11 protein-coding genes are annotated in these 10,223 nt (G+C 67.4%); 7 read left to right on the forward strand and 4 right to left on the reverse strand.

Going from position 1 to position 10,223, the window contains the following annotated elements:
- The first annotated feature begins 27 nt into the window (after positions 1–27).
- Both ACFWF3_RS11435 and ACFWF3_RS11440 read left to right on the forward strand, forming a co-directional pair.
- The gene (locus tag ACFWF3_RS11435) at positions 28–507 is read left to right on the forward strand and encodes a barstar family protein (protein ID WP_379313571.1); all 480 of its coding nucleotides are present in this window, start codon (positions 28–30) and stop codon (positions 505–507) included.
- Positions 508–662: 155 nt separating this feature from the next.
- On the forward strand, positions 663–1,043 hold the full coding sequence (locus ACFWF3_RS11440) for a hypothetical protein (protein ID WP_379313572.1): 381 nt from the start codon (positions 663–665) through the stop codon (positions 1,041–1,043).
- Positions 1,044–1,052: 9 nt separating this feature from the next.
- Here ACFWF3_RS11440 and ACFWF3_RS11445 read toward each other — a convergent pair whose 3' ends face one another.
- Positions 1,053–1,685: a TetR/AcrR family transcriptional regulator gene (locus tag ACFWF3_RS11445; protein ID WP_379220430.1), complete on the reverse strand. Its 633-nt coding sequence runs from the start codon at positions 1,683–1,685 to the stop codon at positions 1,053–1,055.
- A 103-nt stretch (positions 1,686–1,788) separates the two neighbouring features.
- Here ACFWF3_RS11445 and ACFWF3_RS11450 point away from each other — a divergent pair, with 103 nt between their 5' ends.
- The 3 genes from ACFWF3_RS11450 to yhjD are packed head-to-tail and all read left to right on the forward strand — an operon-like array spanning position 1,789 to position 4,851.
- Positions 1,789–2,733 (forward strand): oxygenase MpaB family protein, encoded by a 945-nt coding sequence (locus ACFWF3_RS11450; RefSeq protein ID WP_379313573.1) that lies wholly within the window; start codon positions 1,789–1,791, stop codon positions 2,731–2,733.
- 22 nt (positions 2,734–2,755) lie between these two features.
- Positions 2,756–3,787, forward strand: a complete 1,032-nt coding sequence (trpS, locus tag ACFWF3_RS11455; RefSeq protein WP_379313574.1) for a tryptophan--tRNA ligase — start codon at positions 2,756–2,758, stop codon at positions 3,785–3,787.
- Between the two features lie 41 nt (positions 3,788–3,828).
- On the forward strand, positions 3,829–4,851 hold the full coding sequence (yhjD, locus tag ACFWF3_RS11460) for an inner membrane protein YhjD (RefSeq protein WP_379313575.1): 1,023 nt from the start codon (positions 3,829–3,831) through the stop codon (positions 4,849–4,851).
- 16 nt (positions 4,852–4,867) lie between these two features.
- Here yhjD and ACFWF3_RS11465 read toward each other — a convergent pair whose 3' ends face one another.
- Positions 4,868–6,163 carry a D-alanyl-D-alanine carboxypeptidase family protein gene (locus ACFWF3_RS11465; RefSeq protein WP_379313576.1) on the reverse strand — a complete coding sequence of 432 codons (1,296 nt, stop codon included), beginning with the start codon at positions 6,161–6,163 and terminating at the stop codon, positions 4,868–4,870.
- A gap of 140 nt (positions 6,164–6,303) precedes the next feature.
- Here ACFWF3_RS11465 and ACFWF3_RS11470 point away from each other — a divergent pair, with 140 nt between their 5' ends.
- Entirely contained in the window at positions 6,304–7,815 is a 1,512-nt protein-coding gene (locus tag ACFWF3_RS11470) for an MFS transporter (RefSeq protein ID WP_379313578.1), read from the forward strand.
- Positions 7,805–8,413 carry a TetR family transcriptional regulator gene (locus ACFWF3_RS11475; RefSeq protein ID WP_379313579.1) on the forward strand — a complete coding sequence of 203 codons (609 nt, stop codon included), beginning with the start codon at positions 7,805–7,807 and terminating at the stop codon, positions 8,411–8,413. The genes ACFWF3_RS11470 and ACFWF3_RS11475 overlap by 11 nt, the downstream gene beginning before the upstream one ends.
- On the opposite strand, the gene ACFWF3_RS11480 is transcribed toward ACFWF3_RS11475, so the two are convergent.
- Positions 8,414–9,109 (reverse strand): ester cyclase, encoded by a 696-nt coding sequence (locus ACFWF3_RS11480; protein WP_379313580.1) that lies wholly within the window; start codon positions 9,107–9,109, stop codon positions 8,414–8,416.
- A 141-nt stretch (positions 9,110–9,250) separates the two neighbouring features.
- Complete coding sequence (locus tag ACFWF3_RS11485) at positions 9,251–10,147, reverse strand: phenylalanine 4-monooxygenase (RefSeq protein ID WP_379313581.1); 897 nt, start codon at positions 10,145–10,147, stop codon at positions 9,251–9,253.
- Positions 10,148–10,223 lie beyond the last annotated feature (76 nt).

Here is a 10,223-nt window from a genome sequence, read left to right on the forward strand (position 1 = left end):
CTACGAAACCTTCACGAGGATGCGCTGATGACTCCGCGAATGACGCTGTCGCAGTTCCTTGCTCGCCCCATCCCCGAAGCACCGGCTGCGACCGCGCCGCCGGTGCTCGGTGCGCTGCCGGTGGACGCCAACCAGTTCAGCGGCGTCCGCTACGACGCCCCCGCCGACTACCGCGTGCGCGAACTGCGGGGAACCAAGATGCGCACCACGGCAGAGCTGTTCGACGAGTTCGCCGCCGCCTTCCAGTTCCCGTACTACTTCGGCGCCAACAAGGACGCCTTCGACGAATGCCTGCGCGACCTCGACGATTTCGTGGGCGACGCCCCGGGCTATGTCGCGGTGATCCGCACCGCCGACGACCTGCTCGGCGAGCAACCCGCCGAACGCGCCTGGTTCGACGCCACCATGCGCGACTGCGCCGCCTATTGGGCGCGCCGCGATGTCGTGTTCCGCGTGGTTCTGCAAGGCGACGCGGACACCTTCGGCGCGGTCGGACTGACCGACTGACGCGAATCCGTGTCCACGGTGGACGACTGTCCGCTGGATCGGCACACCGGTGCCCGGGTTTCGATGCCACTGCTATTGGTGTCTGTCGCAGTCTGATCAGTCCGCTTACTGTCTTCGCCGTGCGGCCACCCGAGGCTGCCGGCGAGGAGAACCTGATGAAGCGAATACTGGTGAGCGCGAGTATTTTCGGCGCGATCATCGCGGCGGCCACCGGTCCGGTGACAGCTGATGCCGTGGCGGGCGCCGACACTGCGCCGGCGAAGATTCAGCTGGTCGCCGAGGCGTCCCCGGGATCGAGCGACCTGGTCGGCAACCTGCTGCGCGCGCTGTCGAGCGGTTCCGCCGCGGAATGCGACGGCGTCATGCTCGATGTGTGCGTGCCCCTTCCGTCCCAGCCTGCGAACGGTGCGCAGATCGCGGACAGCGGTTCCGGTACCGGCTCGGTGCAAAACGTGGACATCCAGTTCTGGCGCCTGATCGGCTGGCTGGGCAACGGGTCGTCGGCGCCGTGCACCGGCGCGTGCTTCCCGCTGTAGCGGGATCGTTCAGCGGTAGCGACCGGCGAGGTCGTCGCCGAGCAGGACGAAAACGTCGGTGATCTGGTCGATCAGTTCCTCGCGGGTGAGATCGAGGTCGCCCGCGAGCCAGGTCGTGAGGGTCTGGGTCAGGCCGCCGACCAGGTAGATCGCCCGGAAGTCGACCAGGTTCTGTGGGACGTCGCCGCCGTAGAAGCCGGTGCCCTCGGCGGCGACCAGCCGGGCGAACGCCCGCACCGTCCTGGCGGTACGGGCGCGAAGCTCCGGGGTGGCCATTCCGGCGATCAGCGCGGCCCTGGCCTTGCGCGGGTCGTCGGTGAGCACCGAGATGCCCGCGTCGATCGCGGCATGGGCCTGAACGCGGCTGTCGGCGGGCGCGGTGGCCAGCGCGGTGGCGATCGCCGCGGTGAGTTCGTCGGCGATGCGGTCGAGCAGGGCTTCCAGGACGTCGTCGCGCTTGTCGAAACTCTCGTAGTAGTACCGCTCGTTCAGGCCCGCGCGCGCACAGAGGCCGGCGACGGTGAGTTTGGCATCGGCGGCGACCAGGTCGAGCGCCGCGTCCAGCAGCGCGGTCCGCCGCTGGGATTGCCGCTCCTGCGCCGAAACGCCACCGTATGTCCGTTGTGCTGCCACAGCGTCCATTGTGCGTGCTGCCGTCCTCTCGCGGTGTTTTGGTAGAGACTCTTGCCAGAATATCAATTCTGGGGGATTCTATTGCCAGATGCACTCGACGAGGAGGCGCAACATGGCCACACGGCAGGGCGAACCCGGATATTTCGCCGACGATTCGATGATCCGGCGGGTGATGAGCAAGCGTGCGGTCGGTCTCACCTACGGCGTGCGAGCGCTGGTGATCGGCGCGGTGCATCCGCTGCTGTTCGTCGGCACCAGTGAACACACCGCGCATCGGGAAACCCCGTACACCCGCTTGGCCATCACCGGCGCCCTGTTCGAAGCGGTGTTCCTCGGCAGCTTGGCCGAGGCCGATCGCGCGCTGGCCTTCACCCGGCGCAAGCACGACGCGGTGGTCGGCACCCTGCCCGAAGACGCGGGCGCCCACCATCCGGCAGGCACCGCCTACGCGGCCCACGATCCGCACCTGATGTTCATGACCATGGCCTTCACCTTCGATTCGGCCGAGGTGATGTACGACCGCCTCGTCCGCGAACTCACGGCCACCGAGCGCGAAGACCTCTACCAGGACTATGTCCGCTGGGGTGAACTGTTCGGCATGCCGCGCGACGCCGCACCCGCCGACTACCCGGCCTTCCGTCGCTACTTCGACAGCTATCTGAACTCGACCGAACTGTTCCTCACCGACGAGGCCGAACTGGTCGGCTCCTATCTCGCGGGCCACCGCAAGGCGTACCGGCTGCGCCCACCGGCCGAACAGGTCGGGACCGCGCTGTATCTGCTGGTCCAGGGCAGTCTTCCGCCGAGGATCCGGCAGATGTACGGCATCGACTGGGGGATCTCCGACGAACTGGCGCACCGCGCGCTGTGCCGCAGCATCCGCACCGCTCATGTCGTCCCGCCGCTGGCGCCCCGGGTACTGGCGGGCACGCTCGCCGGGCCGAGCGCCCCGTCCTATCAGCTGCTCGCCCGTCGCGAACCGCGCATGGTCAAGACGGGCCACCCGAGCATGCCCGGTGTCGATCCACGCAACTGGGTGCAGCGAAATTCCGCTTGAGCGGCATGGAAAGATTCGGGGTATGTCCAGTCCTGCCCCGGCCGAGACGGCCGAACGTAAGCAGCGGGTGCTGTCGGGCATCCAGCCCACCAGCGACTCCTTCCACCTCGGCAACTACCTGGGTGCGCTGCAGTACTGGGTGACGATGCAGGACGAGTACGACGCGCTGTACTTCATTCCGGATATGCACGCGATCACCGTCAGCCAGGATCCCAAGGCGCTGCGGGCGCGCACCAAGTCCGCCGCCGCCCAGCTGCTCGCGCTCGGCATCGACCCCGCCAAGTCCACACTGTTCGTGCAGAGTCAGGTGCCCGAGCACGCCGAGCTGTCCTGGGTGCTGAGCTGTATCACCGGTTTCGGTGAAGCGGGCCGGATGACCCAGTTCAAGGACAAGTCGGTCAAGCAGGGCGCCGAGAACGCGACCGTCGGCCTGTTCACCTACCCGGTGCTGATGGCCGCCGACATCCTGCTCTACCGCCCGCACCAGGTGCCGGTCGGCGAGGACCAGCGACAGCACCTCGAGTTGACCCGGAACCTGGCCCAGCGCTTCAATACTCGTTACAAGAAGACCTTCGTCGTGCCGGAACCGCACATCGTCAAGGGCACAGCGAAGATCTTCGATCTGCAGGACCCGACCTCGAAGATGAGCAAGTCGGCCTCCAGCGACGCCGGGCTGATCAACCTGCTCGACGACCCGAAGATCACCGCCAAGCGGGTGCGTTCGGCGGTCACCGACACCGGGCGCGAGATCCGCTACGACCCGGAGAACAAGGCGGGCGTGAGCAACCTGCTGGTGATCCTGAGCTCGCTGCGCGAAACCCCGATCGTCGACCTCGAGGTGAATTTCGAGGGTAAGGGCTACGGTGATCTCAAGGCCGAGGTGGCCGACGCGCTGGTCGAATTCGTGACGCCCGTGCAGAAGAAGGTCCAGGAATACCTGTCCGATCAGGCGGAACTGGACCGGATTCTGGCCGCGGGCGCCGAGCGGGCGCGTGAGATCGCAGGCAACACACTCGCTCAGGTGTACGACCGGGTTGGCTTCCTCGCTCGCTGACCCGTTGCGCACCTGAGGTTTTCGCTGAAGGGGCGCGTGTCATGCAGTTGATCGAGAACATCTCGGCGGCCATCGAGAAGCAGATCGGGCGCAGGCCCTGGCTGGATCATCTGGTCAGGGCCGGTGGGCGGTTTCAGAGCCAGCGCGGTGACTTCTTCGCCGCCGGCATCACGTATTTCACTGTGCTGTCGCTGTTTCCGCTGCTGATGGTGGCGTTCTCGGTGGCCGGTTTCATTCTGGCCGGGCACCCGGACCTGCTGAGCGAGTTGCAGGACAAGGTCGTCGAGAAGATTCCCAGTTCCTTCGGCACTCAGATCAACGACCTCATCGAACAGGCGATCAATTCCCGCGGCACGGTCGGCGTCATCGGCTTGCTGGTCGGGCTCTACACCGGGCTCGGCTGGATCGCCAACCTGCGGGCCGCGCTCACCGAGCAGTGGGCCAGTCACAGCCCCGACAAGCCGTGGTGGCTGGCCAAACTGTCGGATATCGGCGCGTTGATCGGTCTCGGCCTGGCCTTCGTGGTGTCGCTCGGTTTGTCGGCGGTCTCGGCGAGCGGGGTGGGCAAGGGGGTGCTCGAGCTGCTGGGGGCGGATCATCTGCCCGGGGCGGGTCTGGTGCTGCGGCTGGTTTCGATCGCGCTCGGACTGCTCGCGTCGTGGGCGGTGTTCGCGTGGATGATCGCGCGGCTGCCGCGCGAGCCGGTGTCGTTGCGCAGCGCGGCGCGGGCGGCGGTGCTGGCGGCGGTGGCCTTCGAGATCTTCAAGATCATCGCCGCGATCTATCTGCGGGCGGTGCTGTCCAGCCCGGTGGGGGCGACGTTCGGGTCGATCATCGGCCTGATGGTCTTCAGCTACATGTCCTATCGGATCTTGCTGTTCGCGACGGCGTGGGCGGCGACGTCGTCGGACAACGAACGTGCCGCGACGGTCGCGCCGCCGGACGCGGTGGTCATCCGGCCGCGGGTGGTCGAGCACGGGATGTCGACCGGGAGCGGCGCCGCCTACTTCGGGGCGGGGGCAGTGGCGGCACTGGCCCTGATGCTGGTGGGCAAGCGGCGGTAGCTCTCGGCCGTCGGTGTCAGCGCCTGCGTCGGAAGGCCCTGCGCGCCCAGAGCAGCAGTACGAGCACCAGCACGGGCCCGCCGATCAAGGTGGCGATGCGGGCGCCCTGATGTGCCGGTTGGACCGGGTCGGCTCGGGTGCCGTCGGCGCGCGGCGGGGGCGACGCCAGGGGAACGCTGGGTTGCACTGCCTCGCTGCCTGATTCGGGTAGCTTGCCGATCCGGGCTTGGGTGTCGAGGGCGAAACCGTAGTCCAGCAGTCGTGCGGCCTGCTCCCAGGGCCGGATCGGGCGCACGTCGGCCTTGAGCAGGGTGACGACCAGGCGGTGCCCGTCGCGTTCGGCGGCGGCGACAAAGGTCTGACGGGCGTCGTCGGTGAAACCGGTCTTGCCGCCGATCGCGCCCGCGTAGTTGTAGAGCAACTGGTTGTCGTTGGCGATCGGGAAGCCGGGGTGGTCCTTGTCGTCGGGAATCTTGGGGTCGGCGGGGAACCCGGGGAAGTCGACCTGCTCGGTGTGGATCAGTTCGGCGAACAGGGGGATGTTCATCGCCTCGCGGAACAGCACCGACAGGTCGTAGGCCGAGGTACTCATGCCGGGCCCGTCGAGGCCGGACGGCGTCGCCGCGCGAGTGTCCAACGCGCGCAACGACTTCGCCACCTCGTTCATCTTCGCCACGGCGGCCTTGTCGCCGCCGAGCTGGGTGGCGATGGCGTGGGCGGCGTCGTTGCCCGAGCACATGATCAGGGCCTGCATGAGCTGGCGGTTGGTGTAGCGGCCACCGGGGCCGATGCCGACCCTGGTGCCGTCGACATCGGCGTCGGCCTGGGTGCCGACCACGACCTTGTCCAGATCCAGGCTGCGCAGCGCGACGATGGCCAGGGCGACCTTGATGGTGCTGGCGGGGCGGTAGCGGCCGTGCGGATCCTTGGCGGCGAGTACGCGACCGGTGTCTAGGTCGGAGACCATCCACGCGGTCGCCGAGATCTCGGCGGGCACCGGGGGTACGCCGTCGGGCACGATCACGCCGCAATCGCCCATCCGCTGACCACCGACGGCGGGGGAGGGGACGGGGAGCTGGGTCGGTGTCGGCTCGCCGGGCGCAGGCACCTCCGAGGTGTCGATCGGTGCGGGCGGCTGCGTCTTCTGTGGGCAGTCGTCGGTGTTCGGCGTGGTGAACGGGGGTGTGGTGGTGGTACTCGAGCCGCCATCGGTGGCGGGAACGGCGAAGGCGGGAGCGCCTGCGAGTGCGGTGACGGTGACGGCAGCACCGAGAAGGCATGCGGCGCGCAGGCCGACTTCACGAATCCTCATCGCCTCGCAGCCTAGTAGTCGCTGCTGTGGCGCGTTCGCCGGTCCACGAGCTGACAGGCTTGGACTCGGCGAGGGTATTGACATGAACTAGCAAATGAGAGTTACTATCAAAAAGTAGTAGCTCTCAATTTGGAGGAGATATGCGGACGGAAGACACCCGCCGCTGGCTCGCGCTCGGCGCGCTTGCCGTGGCGATGCTCACCATCGGACTCGACGTCACCGTGCTCACGGTGGCCATCCCGACGCTCGCGGTGGACCTGGATGCGAATACCGCTGCGCTGCAGTGGTTCAGCAGCGCTTACACGCTGGCTCTGGCCGCGCTGATGTTGCCCGCGGGCGCGCTCGGCGACCGGTACGGGCGCAAGAAGGTCCTGCTGGCAGCGCTGGTGCTGTTCGGTGTGGCCTCGCTGGCCTGCGCGTTCGCCGATTCGGCGGGCCAGCTCATCGCGGCCAGAGTGGCGCTCGGCGTCGCCGCCGCCGCGATGATGCCGCTGTCGATGGCCGTGCTGCCGGTGCTGTTCAGCGAACCGGCGCAACGGCAACGCGCGGTGACGATCTGGGTCACCTCGACCGCGATCGGTCTGCCGCTCGGTCCGATCGTCGGCGGCTGGCTGCTGCAGCACTACTGGTGGGGTTCGGTGTTCCTCATCAATGTGCCGCTGGTGATCATCGGGGCGCTCGCGGTGGCGACCCTGGTGCCGGAATCACACGGCGACAGCAGCTTTCGCATCGACATCGTGGGTGCGCTGCTGTCGGCGGCGGGCATGCTCGGGCTGACCTACGGTTTCATCCGGATCGGCGAACGGGGCTGGGGCGACATCGCGGCGTGGCTCGTTGTGGTGGCGGGCGCCGCGCTGCTCGCCGTGTTCCTGTGGTGGCAGCGTCGCACCGCGCACCCGCTGATCGACCTCGCGCTGTTCGCCACTCCCGGATTCCGTTGGGGTACAGCGCTGTCCATCCTCGTCAGTTTCGCCATGTTCGGGATGTTCTTCACCGTCCCGCAGTACTTCCAGGCCGTCCTCGGGGTCGATGCGCTCGGTAGCGGGTTGCGGCTGTTGCCGATGATCGGCGGGCTGGTGATCGGCAGCAGGTTGGTCGACATGTTGCTGCCGCGGCTCGGCCTGCGGGTCATGCTCACCGCCGGGTTCCTGGTACTCGCGGGCGGAATCGGGCTCGGCACGCTCACTCGGGTCGACAGCGGTTACGGTCTGACCGCGGTGTGGACCACGGTGCTCGGCATCGGGATGGGTCTGGTCATGCCCGCCGCCATGGGCATGGCGCTCGGGGAGCTCACCGCCGCCGGTTCCGGGTCGGGTTCGGCACTGCTGCAAGCACTTCGGCAGGCGGGTGGCACGATCGGCGTTGCCGTGCTCGGCACCGTGCTGTCCACCTGGTACCGGGCCGACCTCGGCGCGCTCGACCGTGCGCCGATCTCCGACGGTGTCAACGCGGGCGTCGCCCACGCGCGGGAGACCGGTGATCCGGTGATGCTGGCGCAGGTACAGCAGGCCTTCGTCACGGGCATGGACACCATGCTCGGGCTGTGCGCGGCGCTGTGTCTGGTCGCCGGACTCGGCACCGCGCTGTGGCTGCGGCGACCGACGGCACCGGTTACCGAGACGGATGCGGCAGAATCGATACATGTCGGTTGAGATGTCGCTACGCGAGCGGAAGAAGGAGCGGACCCGCCGAACCATCAGGGTCGAGGCGTTCCGGCTGTTCCGGGAACAGGGCTACACCGAGACCACGGTGGAGCAGATCGCGGCGGCGGCCGAGGTATCCCCGAGCACCTTCTTCCGCTACTTCCCGACCAAGGAACAGCTGGTCATCGCCGATGATCAGGACGCGCTGATGATCGAAGCGCTGGAGGCGCAACCGCGCGGCCTGCACCCGCTGACCGCCTTCCGTAACGCCACGGAGGCAGTGTTCTCGGCCATGTCGGCCGCCGACATGGCCTTCGAGCAGGAACGGCACGCACTGCTGTACCACGTCCCAGAGCTGCGCCCGGCGATCGGCCTGGAATTCCAGCGCAGCATCGCATTGGCGGCGCACCTGATGGCCGAATACACAGGCCGGGCTGCCGACGATTTCGAGGTGCGGGTGGCCGCGGGCGCCATGATCGGCACCATGCTCGCCATCGTGACCACCACGCCGGTCAATGCCGAGAATGTCGGTCACGCCCTGCGGTTCCTACAGGCCGGGCTGCCGTTCGGTCCGGACGACGCACCGAACGGCAGCGATCGGACCTGACTAGTCGGCCTTGCCGTGCTGCACGGGGCAGCCGTGTGCCAGCGGGCCCAGCAGCTTGTTGTTGTCGTAGAAGTGCTCCAGCTCGAGGATGCGCAGGTCCTCGCTGACGCGGGCGATGGTCACACCGAACATCTCGATCTGCTCACCGGTGGGCTGGTGGCCCTTGTACTCGCCCTCGAACTTGCCCCAGTGCCGCCAGCGGAAGCTCACCGACGGCGGGCCCGACAACACTTCCTGGACCTCCCAGAAGAACCCGCCGGGGAAGGCGGTGTGGAAGATGTGGTGCGAGGAGTCGAAGGTCTCGTTCTCGGCGTCGTAGTACGGGTTGTCGCCGATCAGGATGTTGTAGCTGCCGATCCGAGCGAACTCCTCGGCGTCCTGCCACGTCCCGCCGTTGACCCGGCCGCGGTACTGGTCGGCCACCACCGACAGCCACGTCGCGGGGTCGGCCTTGTGCGAGACCTCCATCTCGAAGACCTTCACCAGGTCCTCGACGATCGCCTCGAGCGAGCCCGGCGCGTGCTCGACGCTGCGCTCGCGCGGGATCACCTCGTGGCTCAGTTCGTAGTCGGGAACGTTGCCGCGCCATTCCTCCGGCGCCGCGGCGGCGATCACGGCTTCCCTGCCCTGCAGCCACAGGGGCGCTTCCGGTTCCGGGTTCTGCTCGGCCTGCGTATCTGTCGCGTCCACAGTCATTTTCGGTCTACCCGACCCTTTCAAAAAGCTCGAAGAACGGGTCGAAGGTAACAGTCGCGCATCGGTCGCGCGTGTCGGGTCCCAACAAGTGAGAAACACAAAATGTTGAACTGTGTTCTGTAGCAACGTTTTCGGAGATAGCTACGAGACAGCCCGGGTGGGGTGACCGAGTCTGGCCGGTGTTTCGTCATCCATGGTCGCGAAGAATTCGCCGAGCACGCCGACGATCTGGTCCACCGAATCCGCACAGAACAGCACCGGCTGGTAATGGGTGATGTCGTAGGCGATGGTGCCCATCTCCGCGACATCGAGCGGACGGAGCAGGGCGTGCCGGAATTCGTCGATCTCACCATAGGAGGACAGCAGACCGGCGCCGTAGCAACGGATTTCGTCGTTCTCCCTGACCACACCGAACTCGAGCGAGAACCAGAAGACATCGGCGAGGAACTTCAGCGCGCGGTCGGTCTCCAGCCGTGCCACCGCGGCGCCGACCGTCTCGTACAGCGCGGCGAAACGTGGGCTGGCGATCTGATTGGCGTGGCCGATGATCTCGTGGATCGCGTCGGGCTCCGGGGTGTACAGCGGGGCGGAATGGTGGCGGATGTACTGGGTGGAGTGGAAGGTGCGTTCGGCGAAGGAGCCGAAGAACTCGCGCAGCGGAACGAGGCCGGCGGCCGGCGCGTACCGGAAGCCGGTGAGGGGGGTGAGCAGCCGCGATACCTCGTCGAGTTGCGGGATGTGATCGTGCGGGAGGGCGAGGTTGTCGGCTGCCTCCCTGACCTCACGGCAGGCGTAGACCTCGTGTTTGCGGGCCAGCTCGGCCGAGGCGATCCGCCATACCCGCTGCTCGTCATCGGTGTAGTCGATGTGGGGTACGGGGGCGCCGGGGGAGTAGTCGAGTGCGAGCGCGGCGATGGCGTTGCGGCGCGCGCGGTAGTGCTCGTCGTGCACGCCGGGGTGGTCATCGCTCAGATGTACCGTCACATCGCCGTCACGCTCGCGCGTCACCGGCGAGTAGAGCTGGGCCTCGGTGAACATGACTCCAGGCAAGCACCGCATTCCCGTTGCGACAACAACCACGCCGGCAACTACGCAAACTGCACAGTTGCAGGGG

Origin of the sequence: Nocardia sp. NPDC060220, from assembly GCF_042727815.1 — a bacterium.
Lineage (GTDB): Bacteria > Actinomycetota > Actinomycetes > Mycobacteriales > Mycobacteriaceae > Nocardia.

What these genes read in the sequence shown, in the direction of transcription:
- ACFWF3_RS11435 (WP_379313571.1), top strand. Translation starts at nt 28, where the DNA reads ATGACTCCGCGAATGACGCTGTCGCAGTTCCTTGCTCGCCCCATCCCC.
- ACFWF3_RS11440 (WP_379313572.1), top strand. Translation starts at nt 663, where the DNA reads ATGAAGCGAATACTGGTGAGCGCGAGTATTTTCGGCGCGATCATCGCG.
- ACFWF3_RS11445 (WP_379220430.1), bottom strand. Translation starts at nt 1,685, where the DNA reads ATGGACGCTGTGGCAGCACAACGGACATACGGTGGCGTTTCGGCGCAG.
- ACFWF3_RS11450 (WP_379313573.1), top strand. Translation starts at nt 1,789, where the DNA reads ATGGCCACACGGCAGGGCGAACCCGGATATTTCGCCGACGATTCGATG.
- trpS (WP_379313574.1), top strand. Translation starts at nt 2,756, where the DNA reads ATGTCCAGTCCTGCCCCGGCCGAGACGGCCGAACGTAAGCAGCGGGTG.
- yhjD (WP_379313575.1), top strand. Translation starts at nt 3,829, where the DNA reads ATGCAGTTGATCGAGAACATCTCGGCGGCCATCGAGAAGCAGATCGGG.
- ACFWF3_RS11465 (WP_379313576.1), bottom strand. Translation starts at nt 6,163, where the DNA reads ATGAGGATTCGTGAAGTCGGCCTGCGCGCCGCATGCCTTCTCGGTGCT.
- ACFWF3_RS11470 (WP_379313578.1), top strand. Translation starts at nt 6,304, where the DNA reads ATGCGGACGGAAGACACCCGCCGCTGGCTCGCGCTCGGCGCGCTTGCC.
- ACFWF3_RS11475 (WP_379313579.1), top strand. Translation starts at nt 7,805, where the DNA reads ATGTCGGTTGAGATGTCGCTACGCGAGCGGAAGAAGGAGCGGACCCGC.
- ACFWF3_RS11480 (WP_379313580.1), bottom strand. Translation starts at nt 9,109, where the DNA reads ATGACTGTGGACGCGACAGATACGCAGGCCGAGCAGAACCCGGAACCG.
- ACFWF3_RS11485 (WP_379313581.1), bottom strand. Translation starts at nt 10,147, where the DNA reads ATGTTCACCGAGGCCCAGCTCTACTCGCCGGTGACGCGCGAGCGTGAC.